Raw genomic sequence first — 16,456 nt, 5'->3', positions numbered from 1 at the left:
GAGCTGCTTTTTTTATTTTTATTCTGAAAATGATTAGTGGGAAAGAACAAAACCGCCACTGATTAAAATTTCACTTTATATGAAGAAATAAATCATAAAATGATTAGCACTTCTGTGCATAATGGATTACAATAGAAGTGTGAAGAAAATGAGAAATTCTACGAAAATGTATTAAAAAGAAAGCGTAAACATGTTATGATATCAGTATCAGATGTCTGACATCTGACTTAGAAAAAACTAGAAATGTTTTTGAGTCGTTTCAAGGTAAACGAAATAGGTTAGAGAATGATTTAAAGAAGTACTGTTTGATAATGAGAACGAAAGATAATTCTTATGGAGAACAGTTTCACTTTATAGCGTTTTGAACATACTACAAGAAGTAGAACTGAACTTATAGGAGGTCGCAGTTATGAATAAATATAAACGTATATTCCTAGTCGTAATGGACTCTGTTGGAATCGGTGAAGCACCAGATGCTGAACAATTTGGTGATTTAGGATCTGACACAATTGGTCACATTGCTGAACATATGAATGGGTTACAAATGCCTAATATGGTAAAATTAGGTCTTGGTAACATTCGTGAAATGAAAGGCATCTCTAAAGTAGAAAAACCACTTGGATATTATACAAAAATGCAAGAAAAATCTACTGGTAAAGATACAATGACAGGCCACTGGGAAATCATGGGTCTTTACATTGATACACCATTCCAAGTGTTCCCAGAAGGATTCCCAAAAGAATTACTTGATGAATTAGAAGAAAAAACAGGCCGTAAAATCATCGGTAATAAACCAGCTTCTGGAACTGAAATTCTTGATGAACTTGGTCAAGAACAAATGGAAACAGGCTCTTTAATTGTTTACACTTCTGCTGATAGCGTACTACAAATCGCAGCACACGAAGAAGTAGTGCCGCTTGATGAGTTATATAAAATTTGTAAAATTGCACGTGAATTAACGTTAGATGAGAAGTACATGGTAGGCCGTGTTATTGCTCGTCCATTCGTTGGTGAGCCTGGAAACTTTACACGTACACCGAACCGTCATGACTATGCATTAAAACCATTCGGCCGTACAGTAATGAATGAATTAAAAGATAGTGATTATGATGTGATTGCTATCGGTAAAATCTCTGACATCTATGATGGTGAAGGGGTAACTGAATCACTTCGTACGAAGTCTAACATGGATGGAATGGATAAGCTTGTAGATACATTAAATATGGACTTTACAGGTCTTAGCTTCTTAAACTTAGTTGACTTTGATGCATTATTCGGTCACCGTCGTGATCCACAAGGATACGGAGAAGCTCTGCAAGAATATGATGCACGTCTTCCAGAAGTATTCGAAAAACTAAAAGAAGATGATCTATTATTAATTACAGCAGACCACGGTAATGACCCAGTGCATCATGGTACTGATCATACACGTGAATATGTACCGTTATTAGCATATAGCCCAAGCATGAAAGAAGGCGGAAAAGAGTTACCACTTCGTCAAACATTTGCTGATATTGGTGCAACTGTAGCAGAAAACTTCGGTGTGAAAATGCCAGAATACGGAACAAGCTTCTTAAACGAGCTAAAGAAATAGGGGGATAAACAAATGAATCGTGAACTTATTACAAAATCAGCTTCATATTTAAAAGAGAAATTTCAAGAGACACCACAAGTAGGACTAATCCTTGGATCTGGACTAGGTGTATTAGCAGATGAAATCGAGAATGCAGTAACAGTACCTTACAGTGAAATCCCTGAATTCCCAGTTTCCACTGTAGAAGGCCATGCAGGTCAACTAGTATTCGGTACACTTCAAGGTGTAACAGTAGTAGCAATGCAAGGACGTTTCCACTTCTATGAAGGATATGATATGCAAAAAGTAACATTCCCAGTTCGTGTTATGAAAGAACTAGGAGTAGAAACAGTTGTTGTAACAAATGCAGCTGGTGGTGTAAATACATCATTCGAACCAGGCGATCTTATGTTAATTTCAGATCACATTAACTTCATGGGTACAAATCCATTAATCGGACCAAATGATTCTGAAATGGGTGTACGTTTCCCTGATATGTCTACATCATATACAGTAGAGCTTCGCGAAATGGCGAAACAAGTTGCAGCAGACTTAAATATTAAAGTACAAGAAGGTGTATACGTTGGAATGACAGGTCCTGTATATGAAACACCTGCTGAAATTCGTATGCTTCGCACACTTGGTGGAGATGCAGTTGGTATGTCAACAGTACCTGAAGTAATTGTAGCGCGTCACGCTGGTATGAAAGTACTTGGTATTTCTTGTATTTCAAATATGGCAGCTGGTATTTTAGATCAGCCACTTCACCACGATGAAGTAATCGAAACGACAGAACGTGTTAAAGCTAACTTCTTAGCATTAGTAAAAGCAATCGTAAAACAAATGAAGGGGTGACCTCACAATGAGAATGGTGGACCTAATTGCAAAAAAACGTGACGGACATGCATTAACGACAGAAGAAATTAACTTTATTGTTGAAGGATATACAAATGGTGATATTCCTGATTATCAAGTAAGTTCACTTGCAATGGCAATTTTCTTCCAAGATATGAACGATCAAGAACGTGCAGATTTAACGATGGCAATGGTAAATAGCGGTGATACAATCGACTTATCAGCTATTGAAGGAGTAAAAGTAGATAAGCACTCGACAGGTGGCGTTGGTGATACAACAACACTTGTATTAGGTCCATTAGTAGCCGCTTTAGGTGTACCGGTTGCAAAAATGTCTGGACGTGGTCTAGGACATACTGGTGGTACAATTGATAAATTAGAAGCAGTTCCAGGATTCCATGTTGAAATCGAAAATGATGAATTCATGCGTCTTGTAAATGAAAATAAAATCGCAGTTATTGGTCAAAGTGGAAACTTAACACCTGCGGATAAAAAATTGTATGCACTTCGTGATGTAACGGCAACAGTAAACTCAATTCCGCTTATTGCAAGCTCAATTATGAGTAAAAAAATTGCTGCTGGTGCAGATGCAATTGTTCTTGATGTAAAAACTGGAGCAGGTGCATTTATGAAAACAGATGAAGATGCAAAACGTTTAGCAGAAGCAATGGTGCGCATTGGTAATAACGTTGGTCGTAATACGATGGCTGTTATTTCTGATATGAGTCAACCACTTGGTGAGGCTATTGGTAACGCACTTGAAGTACAAGAAGCAATTGATACATTACAAGGTAAAGGACCGAAAGATTTAGAAGAGTTATGTTTAACGCTTGGAAGTCAAATGGTATACCTTGCTGGACAAGCTTCATCTCTAGAAGATGCACGTGAGAAATTAATTGAAGTAATGAACAACGGTAAGGCGCTAGAATCATTTAAAACGTTCTTATCAGCGCAAGGCGGCGATGCATCTGTTGTTGATGATCCTTCTAAATTACCACAAGCACAATTTAAAATTGAAGTGGAAGCGAAGGAAGACGGTTATGTATCAGAAATCGTTGCAGATGAAATCGGAACAGCAGCAATGCTTTTAGGAGCAGGACGTGCGACGAAGGAATCTGAAATTGATTTAGCAGTTGGCTTAATGCTTCGCAAAAAAGTAGGGGACAGCGTGAAAAAAGGTGAATCCCTTGTTACCATTTACGCAAACCGTGAAAATGTAGAAGATGTAAAAGCAAAAATTTATGAGAACATGAAGATCTCTAAAGAGCATGTAGATGCACCGACATTAGTGCACGGCATCGTTACTGAATAATAAAGAAGGGCCAGGGAGTATTTCTCCTTGGCTTTTTTTGCTATTTTTTGTTTATAATAATAGTGGGTGAAATTATGATTAGAATTTGTGCAATAACAAAAACAGATGAAGTATTATATGATGTTTCGCTAGAGGAAACAACGAAAGACCATATTGTATGGTATTGGCTAGATTTATATAAGCCGACGAAAGAAGAGTATACATACATTTTGCAAGATCATTTTAAGTTCCATCCCCTTGCAATTGAAGACTGTATAGAATATGTACAGAGGCCAAAAGTTGATTTTTATGATGGATATAACTTTTTAGTTCTTCATGCATTTGGTGAGGATGGATTAGAACCGCACGAGATTGATTTATTTATAAGTGATCGTTATATTGTTTCTTTCCATTTTTCTCATAACAATGCAATTGAAAGAGTATGGAAAACGCTTGGAGAAAAGAAGCGTATTAAAAATAGTCCCCTGCACGTAGCGCATACAATTATCGATCAAATTGTAGATGACTATTTTGCGCCTGTATATTACATTGAGGATCATTTAAATGCAATTGATGATAATTTAACGGGTGAAACGGCAGGAAGTGTACTAGAAGAAGTATTTGATATACGTGCAGATTTATCGAAGTTAAGACGTACAATTATTCCGATGCGTGATTTATTGTATCGTATTTTAAATTCGACTCGTTTTTACGGTATAAGTGATCATGAAATTTATTTTAAAGATATACATGATCATTTGCTTAAATTGACCGAAATGATTGAAGCAAGCCGGGAGTTAACAGCAGATATTCGAGATAGCTATTTTTCATTAAACTCGCATCATATGAATAACATTATGAAAACATTAACTGTATTCTCGACTATTTTCATGCCATTAACATTTATTGCGGGAGTATATGGAATGAACTTTACGCATATGCCAGAGCTCGGTGGACAATATAGTTATTTTATTTGTTTACTTATTATGGCACTAATTGGTGGCGGCATGATGGCTTGGTTTTATAAAAAAGGATGGTTTAAGTAAAAAACACCGAGGGAAAATTCCTCGGTGTTTTTACTTAACCAATAGCATGTAATACGAACATGGCTAAGAATAAGCATGTAATGATATACATAGACGGTGCGACTTCTTTACGCTTTCCAAGAGCAACTTTTAAGATAGGATAAGCAATAAATCCGAACGCAATGCCATCAGCGATACTATATGTGAGCGGGATCATGACGATAATTAAGAACGCTGGAAATCCTTCTGAAAAATCGTTCAGAGGAATTTGTTGAATGCTTGTAATCATCAGGCCGCCAATAATAATTAAGATTGGTGCAATGGCACTATCAGGAATTAGTTTGACAAACGGAAGTGCAAACAGTGATGCAAAGAATAACAACCCTGTAACGATAGACGTCAGACCTGTCTTTCCGCCTGCAGTAATACCTGCGGCACTCTCTACTGTTGATACGGTAGGGCTTGTGCCAAATAGACCACATGTCATTGCTGAAATTGCATTGGCTTGGTAAGCACGTGGGAATTTACGGTCATCTTCTAATAAACCGTGCAGAAGTCCCATGTTCTCAAAAATAAGCACCATGCTTAAGGAGAATGTTGCAATCCAAAATGGTAAGGAAGAAAGTTTGCCAAATGACATAGCCCCAAACACATCGCCGTAATTAGCGAATGAGAATGAACTATTTCCGATTTGACTTGTATCAACAAGGCCAAACAGCCATGCAATACCAGTTCCTATTGCAATCGTCCATAAAAAGTTTCCACGTACGTTACGAATAAATAATACGAGTGCAACGATAAGAGTAAGCACGGTCGCAAGAACGACAGGACTACTTAATTTACCCATTGCAACAGCAGTATTTGGATTCGAAACGACTAAACCACCTTTTTGTAATCCGATAAATGCTAAAAACAATCCGATACCGACAGTAATAGCTTCCTTTAATGACTTTGGAATCGATACGGAAAGCACGCGAGCGATTGGTGTAAACGCAGCAATTGCAAAAATAATACCAGAGATGAAGACAGCTGCTAATGCTTCCTGCCAAGTTAATCCGAGCGTATGGACAGCAGTGTACGTGAAGAATGCATTTACACCCATACCAGGGACAAGAATAGCAGGTGCATTTGCCCAAAATGCCATGAGCAGACATCCGACAAATGAACTGAAAACAGTTGCTAAAATTCCAGCTTCAAGAGGAATGCCAGCATCGGATAAAATGGATGCATTTACAATCATAATATATACGATCGTAAAAAATGACGTAACTCCAGCTAAAACTTCTTGTTTTGGTGATGTTTCGTGTAAACCTAATTTAAATGTTCTTTCAAGTATTCCTTTCATGTTAAACCTTCTTTTTCATATCCCTCTCCCACCCGTGATATCTCTTTCGTAAGAGCTCACCGTCCTTTATTATATCAGAACATCATGTTTTTACAACAAGGAAAATGATAACGTTTACTTATAAATAGAATTATTTATAAATACGTAAAAATCGCCCGTATTGTAGAAATGATCTCTAATTCTCCCGATTGAATGGGAGGAGCTGCTTGTGCATGTAAAGTAGCATAGGACGCGACTTCCCTTGGTAATTGAGCAGATTCTTCAACGAATGAGAGTGGAACGGGATTAATGTTTAAATTGTATGTACTCGCAATAGCGCGAGCTTTTTCTACAGCTTGTTGCAGGGCTTGAATGAGAGCTTGCTCATAATATTTATTTGGGTGAGATATTCGAAACCGTAAACCTTTTGCTACGTTTGCTCCATTTGAAACGGCTATATCATATACTTCCCCTGCTTTTTGTACATTTAAAACGGTAATTTCATACAAATGTTCCACCCGATATCCTTGTAGTAATGCTTTATCATTTACATACTCGTATTGAGGAGTGATCGTATAAGAAATCGTTTCTATATCTTTATCAGCGATACCAAGCTGTTTAAGTGCATCCAGCAATTGTTTTGATTGTACTGCATTTTCTTCTTGCGCTTGTTTCACATTTTTACTATCAGTTCGAATGCCAAGTGTTAGTATAACGACATTTGGTTTCGCTTTGACAATACCCTCACCTTGTACAGTAATAGTCGCTTCTTTACCAGTATTAGCTGTGCGTACATTGTGTAAATAAGGATTCATTCCACCTTGCATATTCCATCACCATCCTTTTTATATGTATATGTGTGAACAAAAAAGAAATTTGTATGAAAAAGTTACATAAATGGGAATGTTAAAGAAAGAAAGCATATACAACGAGGGTATTTATAGATTATAATATGTGTAAATATGATAAAAAAGGGACGAGGCTAGTGAACGAAAAAAGAGAAACACTGATTTTAGAGTTATCCGGATCATTTCGAAAGATGATACGTTTATTACAAAATGATATTAATACACGTTTTGCAGAACATATGCCATATAATGAATTTTCTGTATTACGCGCGTTATTTTTAAACAGTCCACAGATGGCTTCGCAAATTGCGAGTGAAGTAAACGTAACCTCCAGTCATATTACAGCTGTTACAGATCGTCTTGTACGAAAAGGATTAGTAGAAAGAAAACGTTCTAATTCAGACCGTCGTATCGTGTACTTAGAAATTACAGAGCACGGAAGAGAAGTAACTGAAAAACTAGAAGCTGTACGAAAAGAATATTATAAAGAGAGATTTAAAGGTTGGAGCGATCAAGAAATAGAAATGGTGTTAGAGCTATTTGGCCGCGTATTATAATAAATGAGGATAGGGAGCGACAGCTTTCCTATCCTTTTTCTTTTGAATAAAAACATTTTGAAACTCCAATACTTTAATTAAAAAGAATCGGAGTGAAAAATAATGAAACGTATTTGTACGCTTTTCATTATGATTGGAAGTTTTTTCTGCTTTCATCAATTCGCGGATGCCGCAACGCCTCTTCAAGTCGTTCAAAAAGAATTACAACATATTTCAAATAAGCAACCTGTTTTATATTCAAAACTATGGATTCGCTCTATGCAGAATGCTATTTTATTTCATCACAGTGATAACATTCGGCATGAAGATACGATAAGCAATGTAAAGAAGTCTTCTCTTGTAAAAGTAAAACAACTTCCACTTCAGAAAGCATCACAGTACATCCCGAGATTATCACAATATATTTCTAAGTTTGAGGCTGAGAATGTGCAAGTGTATTATGTTGCAGCTCGCTATGAAGTGAAAAAAGAGAACCCATACCAACTAAATGGCATGAATTATTTTATGCAAGTGTTTATTCAACAAGGGGGAGAATGGAGAATTGCTGAAAGTATAGTTGCTCCAACAGATCAAATCGTGGCAAATGGTGACGGGTTTGGAATGAACCAAGAAAAAGAGTATGGGAAAAGAAGAGAGAATGTAAAATAACCTCCTCATCGAGAGGAGGTTATTTTATTTAAAATTCCAAGAGACTTTCCATTTTAATATTTTAGGTAGGAGGAAATACGTAATGAAACTAGTTACTAAAAATCCGATGTAAAAGCTGGACAATGACTGCGCTCGACTTAGTATTAAACCTCCAACGATCCCCCCAAAGAAAATCGCACAAGCCAAAACTACTTTTTGTAGTTTTGGATATAATAAGTAGTTACCATTTCGCTCATTGATTGAACGGGCATATAAATATATACCGAGTGGTAATAAAATAATGGTATGTACGATAGGGCCAAGCAATGTTTTTGCCGGGGGGATTTTTGTAAAGTTTGGTTCGTTATGACGTACTCCATTTTGATCAGTATAAGCGCTTTGTGGATCATAATTAAAGTAAATATTAAAATCTTCTGCTGGACTAGAAATACGTATGTTTTCCATAACATTATGTATAATACCATTGTTCTCATGAAAGTCGGCACTCGAGTGAACAGCAATGACTCCTGATATTAGAGATGGAAGTAACGCTGGGAAGATTAATATAGCTGCAGTAAGAAATCCTTGCGATATCACATTTCCAGCGATTGTTCCTATACATAAGGCAAGTGTATAAATAGCAATTAATACAATTAACATGTATATAAAGTAACGATGAAAGGGGGAGAATACTTGATATTTATTATGAAAAGTCAACTTTTTCATAATAGCAAATAGTCCCCAGTTTAGAACGACAACAGCGGCGATATTACAGATTCCAAACAACCACTTTGTTATATAAAGGTGCGAACGTTTAAAGGGCATAGACCATAACAAGTCGCTAGCGTTATTTTGTCTTTCCCATCCAATTAACGTACAAGCTAGAACGATAAGTACACTACCTAACAGCAGAACAGAATCTAGAAGTGTTAAATCAAAATGGTAATGATATACATAGTTCCACTTTTTATTGTCATTTAGAAATTGTTGCTCTTGAATAGAAGTCATATAGTATTGATATGACAAAGTATAGAAGCTGACGAGCCAAAATAACCATACAACATATTTACTTTGTTGATACGTTCTTAGCCACAGTGCTTTTTGAAACATAGGATCTCTCCTTTAAAAAACTTTATAATTTGTTAGGCGTGATAATATAACATAAGTAATGATTCCGGTTAGAAACAAACCGATATAGTAACTAGGTAGGAAATTAAAATGGTTTATTTTATAGCCGCCTAGTAATGCAAAGTAAATGGTTGAGCCCCATATCCATATCGGTAAACTCTTTTGGAACATAAATATCTTCTGAGTGTTTTCATTTGGTGATCTTGTATATAAATATGTTCCAAGTAGTAAGTAAACTAATGTATAAAAAATCGGAACTAACATTGATTTTGCTGAATAATATATATGAGATGCTGGATCTCTTAAAGCAGTTGGATTGTTCTCGATCTTACGGGATTCCGGATCATAGTAATAATTGATAGAAAAATGACTAATTGGTGCAGCTGTATTTGTTTTTTGATTGATTTCATAAAGTTGTCGATATAAGTTTTCATTTTTAATATTTGCAGCGTATAAATGGTTAGTTGTAAAAGTGTATAGTAATGTAATAAATGTAACCCCTGCTAGTAACCATGGAACACAAAAAATAATCTGCGAAACGATGCTTCCAGTAAAAGTACCGATACATAAGGAAGCTGTATAGACTGCAACATAAGAAACTATCGCATAAAGAAAGTATCGATGAAACGGACTAAAAGATTGATAATCAAAATGAATCGTTGTTCTATAAATAACATACATAAGAACCCAATTGATAAGTAATGAGCCCACAATACAAAATGAACCGAAAGCCCATTTTGATAAGAAAACATCTTTTCTTTTAAATGGCAATGTCATAAGTAGTGTATTAGATTGGTAGCTGCGTTCCCATCCTATCAATAAGCAGGCTAAAGCGATAATAAGAATAGTTAACCAAAAACTATTACTTTCTCCTGAAGAAAAAATATAAAAATAATAATACTGTTTCCCCTCTTCTTGTAATTCATAATACGCATCAAGTTGTTGCTGAGCACTTCTATAGTAGCCAAAAGGTAACAAGTAAAACGAACTAAAGAAGAATAGTAACACAGCATATTTTCCGCGCTTCCAATTCCACATCCATAACGCTTTATGAAACATACCCATCCTCCTCCAGTGTCGTAACGAAGACATCTTCAAGCGACATTGTTAATTCTTCAATGAGCAGTGGTTGTTCTTTATAAAACTTTTCCAGTGTTGTAGCCACATTTCCTTCAATTAAGATTGTATATACTTTTCCTGTTTGATTTAATATTTTAATATTGCTTAAGTTTTCTAGTTTTTGAGGTAGTGAACGTTCATAAGCTACTTGGATTTTAGCAAATCGTGATTTGGCATCGTCTAGTGATGTAATAGACGAAATAGTATGGCCTTTTAATATAATGATTGTATCTGCAATTTGTTCCACTTCATCTAAATGGTGAGTGGAGATGAAAATGGTAATTTCTTTTTCTGCAACTTCTCCAACGAGAAACTGTAAAATCTGCCTTTTCACGATAGGATCAAGTCCATTTGTCGGTTCATCTAAAATGATATATTCTGCTTTTGTAGAAACAGCTAAAATGATGGCGAGCAGTGCTTTCATTCCTTTTGAGTAACTACGAATTCTTTTGTTTGGTAAGTTAAAACGTTCTAACAGTTCATAGAAATATGCTTCATCAAATGCGGTATAAACCTCTTTGTAAAACTTTACAATTTCTTTTACCGTATATCCGTTCAATATGTTAGTAGAATCCGGAACATATACGATTTTTTGCTTTATTTCAGGACACTGATGAACGTTTGTATCTTCATATGTAACAGTCCCTTCATCAGGGTCTAAAATGCCGACCATCGTTCGTAATAAAGTTGTTTTCCCCGCACCGTTTCTTCCGAGTAATCCGATGATACTCCCTCTTTGCAATGTGAAAGAAACATCATCTAAAATCGTTTGATTATCAATTGTTTTCTTCAAGCTTGTCACTTTCAGCATCCGCATTTCCTCCAATCTCTTTATAGTATGAATCTATCCAATCATGAATTTTATCTTTCGTAACACCAAGATAAGAGGCTTCTAATAGTAATTGATGAAATTGCTTTTCAACCATAGCGATTTTCCTTTCGTCTAATGTTGGGGTAATCGATTGGGATACAAATGTTCCTTTTCCTCGTAATGTTTCAATAATCCCTTGTCGCTCTAACTCTTGATACGCTTTACTCACTGTATTTGGATTTATAACGAGTAAAGAAGCGAGTTCTCGTACAGAAGGTAGTTTGTCACTTGGAGCTAACATGTTCTTTAATACGAGTTCTTTTATATTTTGAACAATTTGTTCCCATATCGGAGTGTTGCTTCTTGGATCAAGTTGAATATGCAAGAGCAATGTCTCCTTTCTAACTTGTATTAAGTGTACTATTGCGAGTAATACACTTAATACAATAAAGGTGATGAATTTGTTTGTCAACTGAAAATGTTAGAAAAATATGGTATTAAAAAACAGTGAATTGGAAAAAATAGGTTTGATATAGAATGGAGGGTTAGTCATGAAGCGAGTTTTTGGAATACTTGTTTGTTTCATGTTATTGCTTTCTGGTACTTCAGTTAGTTTCGCACAATCTGAGAAGACGAAGCAGGATAAAACAGAAGAAACAACGCCGAAGTTAGCAGAACAAGCGTCGTCAGCAATTGTAATTGAACAAGATACAGGTAAAGTTTTGTTTGATAAAAATCCAAATGAGAAATTACCGCCTGCTAGTATGACGAAGATTATGACAATGCTATTAATTATGGAACAAGTTGAAAAAGGAAAATTAAAACTGACCGATAAAGTTAGAGCGAGTGAGCATGCAGCTTCAATGGGTGGATCACAAATCTTTTTAGAGCCTGGAGAAGAGATGACTGTAAATGAAATGCTAAAGGGTATTGCAATTGCATCTGGAAATGATGCGTCTGTTGCAGTAGCGGAGCATATCGCTGGTTCAGAAGAAGGTTTTGTAAATATGATGAACAAAAAAGCGAAAGATTTAGGACTGAAAAATACTCATTTTCAAAATCCGACAGGTCTTCCGGCTAAAGACCATTATTCTACAGCAAATGATATGGCTATCATGGCGAAAGAGTTGATGAAGTACCCACTTATTCGCAAATACACAGGAAAATATGAAGACTATTTACGTGAAGATACGGATAAGAAGTTTTGGCTCGTTAATACGAATAAGTTAGTACGTTTTTATCCTGGAGTAGATGGTGTAAAAACGGGCTTTACGACAGAAGCAAAATATTGTTTAACAGCATCGGCTGAAAAGAATGGGATGCGTGTTATTTCAGTTGTTATGGGAGCACCTACATCGAAAGAACGGAACAATCAAGTAACGAAGCTTCTTGACTACGCATTTGGTCAATATATGACAAAGAAATTGTATACACGAGGCGAAAAAATTAAGACTGTCCAAGTAGGAAAAGGGAAAAAAGAAAAAGTAGATTTAGTTGCGTCAGACAATGTATCTCTTCTTATGAAGAAGGGCGAAAATATGGACAAGGTAAAGCAAGAGGTAATTGCTGAAAAGAAAGTGAAAGCGCCGATTAAAAAGGGCGATGCACTTGGTACACTTGTTATTAAAAAAGATCAAGATGTTTTATTAAAACAAACAATTGTAGCAAAAGAAGATGTTGCTGCAGCGAGCTGGTGGGAGTTATTTAAAAGAAGTTTTGGGATGTTTTCAACATCAAAATAGCGGCAAATATTTTGCCGCTTTTCTATTCGTATGTAAGTAAATAATTGCTGAATGGTTTCACTTTATGGCGAAATAGTTCTTCTTTTGTCAGTAGGAAGGATTCTTATGTTGTATCACGAAAATCTTTATGTATGTAAATGAGTAAAGTTTGAGCATAAGGAGGAAATCGTGTGAGTCTTTCCATGCAATTAGAAGTAAAACGTGACGTCCTATGTGTGAGACTAGCGGGTGAATTAGATCATCATACTGCTGAAGAGTTGCGAACGAAAGTAACAGATATGATTGAGACACATGGTGTTCATCATATTGTTTTGAGCCTAGAGAACTTATCGTTTATGGATAGTTCTGGTTTAGGTGTTATATTAGGCCGATATAAGCATGTAAAGGGATTAGGTGGAGAAATGGTTGTTTGTGCAATTTCACCTCCTGTTAAACGTTTATTTGAAATGTCGGGCTTATTTAAAATTGTTCGTCTAGAAGAAAGTGAAGCGCATGCGCTCGCGACGTTGGGGGTGGCATAAATGAGAAATGAAATGAACCTTCAATTTTCGGCATTAAGTCAAAATGAATCGTTTGCTCGCGTTACAGTAGCTGCTTTCATTGCACAACTAGATCCAACGATGGAAGAACTTACGGAGATTAAAACAGTTGTGTCAGAAGCAGTCACAAATGCAATTATTCATGGGTACGAAGGAAATGCAGAAGGTGTTGTTTATATTTCTGTAATTTTGGAAGAAGCAATGGTGAAACTCACGATTCGAGATGAAGGGATTGGCATCTTTAATTTAGATGAAGCGAGACAACCCCTTTTTACAACTAAACCTGAATTAGAGCGTTCCGGAATGGGATTTACTATCATGGAAAATTTTATGGATGAAGTAGAAGTTATTTCAAACGAATCTTTCGGGACAACAATCCATTTGACAAAATACTTATCAAATAGTAACGCTCTATGCAATTAAGGAGAATAGCCTATGGACATAGAGGTCAAAAATGAGAAGAAGAAACCTCAGTTAAAGGACCACGAGCTAAAAGCGTTAATTCAAAAAAGTCAAGATGGAGATCAACAAGCGAGAGATACAATTGTTCAAAGTAATATGCGTCTCGTATGGTCGGTTGTACAGCGTTTTCTTAACCGCGGATACGAACCAGACGATTTATTTCAAATTGGATGTATTGGGCTCTTAAAATCGGTAGATAAATTTGATTTATCTTTCGACGTGAAATTTTCAACATATGCAGTTCCAATGATTATTGGCGAAATACAGCGATTTTTACGTGATGATGGATCAGTGAAAGTAAGTAGGTCTTTAAAGGAAACAGGAAACAAAATTCGAAAGATGAGAGACGAGCTTTCGAAAGAATTTGGAAGGGCTCCAACGATTAATGAAGTAGCTGAAGCATTAGAACTAACGCCAGAGGAAGTGGTTCTAGCGCAAGAAGCGAGTCGTGCTCCTTCATCCATACATGAAACGGTGTATGAAAACGACGGAGATCCAATTACTATTTTAGATCAAATTGCAGATCAATCTGAAACGAAATGGTTTGATAAAATTGCTTTAAAAGAAGCAATTAGAGAATTAGATGAGCGAGAACGTTTAATTGTATATTTACGCTACTATAAAGATCAAACGCAATCAGAAGTAGCGGAACGAATAGGTATTTCTCAAGTGCAAGTTTCAAGACTTGAAAAGAAAATATTAAAACAGATGAAAGATCGAATAGATGAATAGTTATCTATTCGATCTTTTTTTATGAATGTAATAGGAGGGTATTATAAACTTTCGTAAAAATTAACAGAATTTATTGATAATTTAGTAAATTTAAAATATAATCCAATTATGAACTTGTCACAAAGGGGGAAGGAAGTATGGAAACGAGGCAACAATGGGGAACGAGGGCTGGATTTATTTTCGCAGCGGTCGGCTCTGCCGTTGGATTAGGAAACATATGGCGTTTTCCTTATACAGCGTATGAAAATGGAGGAGGCGCATTCTTTTTACCGTACTTATTCGCATTATTAACGACTGGTATTTCATTGTTGGCATTCGAATTTGCTCTTGGGCACCGTCACCGTGGTTCAGCACCACTTACGTTCTTCCGTATTCATCCGCGTGCTGAATTTATCGGTTGGTGGCAAATGTGTGTAACATTTATCGTTTCAACATATTATGCAGTAATTATTGCTTGGTCTATTTCGTATACGTATTTTGCAATTACTGGCGCATGGGGGAAAGACACGGAATCATTTTTATTTAAAGAGTATTTGCATGTTGCAGATAAGCCTGGACAGTTTGGAGGGCTCGTACCGGAAGTATTAATTCCACTAGCTCTCGTTTGGATTATTGTGCTTGGTGTTGCATTTAAAGGAGTTAAAAAAGGAATCGAAGTTGTTAACCGTATTTTCATCCCTTTACTAGTTGTTATGTTCCTTATTATCGTAGTTCGTGCGGTGACAATGGAAGGTGCGATGCAAGGATTAGATGCATTCTTTAAACCAGATTGGAGTCGCATTTTTGATGGGAAAGTATGGCTTGCTGCTTACGGTCAAATCTTCTTTAGTTTATCTTTAGCATTTGGAATTATGATTACGTATTCTAGTTATTTACCGAAAAACTCAGATACAACAAATAATGCCTTTATTACTGGATTTGCAAACTCAGGATTTGAATTATTAGCAGGGATTGGGGTCTTTGCGGCTCTTGGATTTATGGCACACAATATGGGAGTACCGGTTGATAAAGTAGCAAGTGCGGGTGTAGGGCTTGCGTTCGTAGTATTCCCGCAAATTATTAATGAATTACCGATGTCACCGTTATTTGGTGTATTATTTTTCTTATCATTAACGGTTGCTGGAATTACGTCCCTCATTTCGCTTGCGGAAGTATGTTTTGCTGCTGTATCTGAAAAGTTCAGCTTAAGTCGCCAAAAAACAATTGGAATTATGGGGACGCTTCTCGTACTCGTTTCTCTCGTTTTTGCAACACGTGGCGGGCTTATGTTCCTAGATGTTGTCGATTATTTCGCTAATAACTTTGGATTAATTACAATTGCATTAGTGGAAGTAGTTACGATAGGGCTCATTCTACGCCGTTTACCAGTTTATCAAAATCACGCAAACTTCGTATCTGATATTAAGTTAGGGACGTTTTGGAGAGTGAGTTTACTCGTTATTACTCCGCTTATGTTAGGGTACATGTTAATTGATGGTACAATCCAAAATATTAAAAAGAACTATGGAGGTTACCCAACGGAGTTTGTCGTAACATATGGTTGGTCAATTGCAGCAGCGTTCCTTATCGTTGCGCTAATTATTAGTCTGAAAAAATGGAATGCACAAATACATTCGGATTCTGCTAAGCTTGAAAAAGAATGGAAAGATCGAGGTGTTTCATAATGAGTGGATCAGCGATTATGATGATGGTTATTGGAATAGTAGTCATTTGGGGAGGGCTCGCATTAAGCATTGCAAATTTATTTAAGAAAAAAGCATAAACTAAAAAACATCTGTACCGAAATGGTACAGATGTTTTTTTATGAAAAAATTGTATTAGAA

At 36.2% G+C, this 16,456-nt stretch carries 18 protein-coding genes; 12 read left to right on the top strand and 6 right to left on the bottom strand.

Annotated features, from left to right (window positions below; translation table 11 throughout):
* The first annotated feature begins 409 nt into the window (after positions 1-409).
* The 4 genes from deoB (at position 410) to corA (ending at position 4,765) form a co-directional block, all read left to right on the top strand.
* Positions 410-1,594, top strand: a complete 1,185-nt coding sequence (gene deoB, locus ACTFNE_RS01935; RefSeq protein ID WP_001046082.1) for a phosphopentomutase — start codon at positions 410-412, stop codon at positions 1,592-1,594.
* 12 nt (positions 1,595-1,606) lie between these two features.
* Positions 1,607-2,428, top strand: coding sequence for a purine-nucleoside phosphorylase (locus ACTFNE_RS01930; protein WP_001078446.1), 822 nt, complete (start codon positions 1,607-1,609; stop codon positions 2,426-2,428).
* Positions 2,429-2,435: 7 nt separating this feature from the next.
* A complete protein-coding gene (locus ACTFNE_RS01925; protein WP_001243079.1) occupies positions 2,436-3,740 on the top strand; it encodes a pyrimidine-nucleoside phosphorylase in 1,305 nt (434 codons plus the stop codon).
* A gap of 62 nt (positions 3,741-3,802) precedes the next feature.
* On the top strand, positions 3,803-4,765 hold the full coding sequence (gene corA / locus ACTFNE_RS01920) for a magnesium/cobalt transporter CorA (protein ID WP_175543864.1): 963 nt from the start codon (positions 3,803-3,805) through the stop codon (positions 4,763-4,765).
* A 34-nt stretch (positions 4,766-4,799) separates the two neighbouring features.
* Here the strand turns inward: corA and ACTFNE_RS01915 are convergent, their stop codons facing one another.
* Positions 4,800-6,089 (bottom strand): NCS2 family permease, encoded by a 1,290-nt coding sequence (locus ACTFNE_RS01915; protein WP_000676253.1) that lies wholly within the window; start codon positions 6,087-6,089, stop codon positions 4,800-4,802.
* A 134-nt stretch (positions 6,090-6,223) separates the two neighbouring features.
* Positions 6,224-6,895: an SIMPL domain-containing protein gene (locus ACTFNE_RS01910; protein ID WP_001161441.1), complete on the bottom strand. Its 672-nt coding sequence runs from the start codon at positions 6,893-6,895 to the stop codon at positions 6,224-6,226.
* Between the two features lie 158 nt (positions 6,896-7,053).
* On the opposite strand from ACTFNE_RS01910, the gene ACTFNE_RS01905 reads away from it, so the two are divergent.
* Together ACTFNE_RS01905 and ACTFNE_RS01900 are read left to right on the top strand one after the other, a co-directional pair.
* Complete coding sequence (locus ACTFNE_RS01905) at positions 7,054-7,473, top strand: MarR family winged helix-turn-helix transcriptional regulator (protein ID WP_001003315.1); 420 nt, start codon at positions 7,054-7,056, stop codon at positions 7,471-7,473.
* Positions 7,474-7,575: 102 nt separating this feature from the next.
* On the top strand, positions 7,576-8,121 hold the full coding sequence (locus ACTFNE_RS01900) for a hypothetical protein (RefSeq protein WP_270705465.1): 546 nt from the start codon (positions 7,576-7,578) through the stop codon (positions 8,119-8,121).
* 24 nt (positions 8,122-8,145) lie between these two features.
* Here ACTFNE_RS01900 and ACTFNE_RS01895 read toward each other — a convergent pair whose 3' ends face one another.
* From ACTFNE_RS01895 to ACTFNE_RS01880, 4 genes are read right to left on the bottom strand one after another with little or no spacing between them, the layout of a single operon-like run.
* Positions 8,146-9,210, bottom strand: a complete 1,065-nt coding sequence (locus ACTFNE_RS01895; protein ID WP_270705464.1) for an ABC transporter permease subunit — start codon at positions 9,208-9,210, stop codon at positions 8,146-8,148.
* A 12-nt stretch (positions 9,211-9,222) separates the two neighbouring features.
* Positions 9,223-10,287, bottom strand: coding sequence for an ABC transporter permease subunit (locus tag ACTFNE_RS01890; RefSeq protein ID WP_270705463.1), 1,065 nt, complete (start codon positions 10,285-10,287; stop codon positions 9,223-9,225).
* Complete coding sequence (locus tag ACTFNE_RS01885) at positions 10,277-11,158, bottom strand: ABC transporter ATP-binding protein (protein ID WP_000922153.1); 882 nt, start codon at positions 11,156-11,158, stop codon at positions 10,277-10,279. The genes ACTFNE_RS01890 and ACTFNE_RS01885 overlap by 11 nt, the downstream gene beginning before the upstream one ends.
* Positions 11,124-11,543, bottom strand: a complete 420-nt coding sequence (locus ACTFNE_RS01880; RefSeq protein WP_000548033.1) for a GntR family transcriptional regulator — start codon at positions 11,541-11,543, stop codon at positions 11,124-11,126. The genes ACTFNE_RS01885 and ACTFNE_RS01880 overlap by 35 nt, the downstream gene beginning before the upstream one ends.
* A 166-nt stretch (positions 11,544-11,709) precedes the next feature.
* Here ACTFNE_RS01880 and dacF point away from each other — a divergent pair, with 166 nt between their 5' ends.
* The 6 genes from dacF to ACTFNE_RS01850 all read left to right on the top strand — a co-directional run bounded on the left by dacF (position 11,710) and on the right by ACTFNE_RS01850 (position 16,395).
* Entirely contained in the window at positions 11,710-12,900 is a 1,191-nt protein-coding gene (gene dacF / locus ACTFNE_RS01875) for a serine-type D-Ala-D-Ala carboxypeptidase DacF (RefSeq protein ID WP_000831986.1), read from the top strand.
* Positions 12,901-13,070: 170 nt separating this feature from the next.
* Entirely contained in the window at positions 13,071-13,421 is a 351-nt protein-coding gene (gene spoIIAA, locus ACTFNE_RS01870) for an anti-sigma F factor antagonist (RefSeq protein WP_000059133.1), read from the top strand.
* Positions 13,422-13,862: an anti-sigma F factor gene (gene spoIIAB / locus ACTFNE_RS01865; RefSeq protein ID WP_001243400.1), complete on the top strand. Its 441-nt coding sequence runs from the start codon at positions 13,422-13,424 to the stop codon at positions 13,860-13,862.
* 12 nt (positions 13,863-13,874) lie between these two features.
* Positions 13,875-14,633, top strand: coding sequence for an RNA polymerase sporulation sigma factor SigF (gene sigF, locus ACTFNE_RS01860; RefSeq protein WP_000350729.1), 759 nt, complete (start codon positions 13,875-13,877; stop codon positions 14,631-14,633).
* A gap of 137 nt (positions 14,634-14,770) precedes the next feature.
* Positions 14,771-16,297 carry a sodium-dependent transporter gene (locus ACTFNE_RS01855; RefSeq protein WP_000450062.1) on the top strand — a complete coding sequence of 509 codons (1,527 nt, stop codon included), beginning with the start codon at positions 14,771-14,773 and terminating at the stop codon, positions 16,295-16,297.
* Positions 16,297-16,395, top strand: coding sequence for a methionine/alanine import family NSS transporter small subunit (locus ACTFNE_RS01850; RefSeq protein WP_000016826.1), 99 nt, complete (start codon positions 16,297-16,299; stop codon positions 16,393-16,395). Before ACTFNE_RS01855 ends, ACTFNE_RS01850 begins: the two co-directional genes overlap by 1 nt.
* Positions 16,396-16,456 lie beyond the last annotated feature (61 nt).

The sequence above is a fragment of the Bacillus cereus group sp. MYBKT111-2 genome (genome assembly GCF_051915205.1).
GTDB lineage: Bacteria > Bacillota > Bacilli > Bacillales > Bacillaceae_G > Bacillus_A > Bacillus_A paranthracis.
Note: the sequence above shows the minus strand (reverse complement) of the source record. Positions and strands in the feature narration are given on the sequence as shown.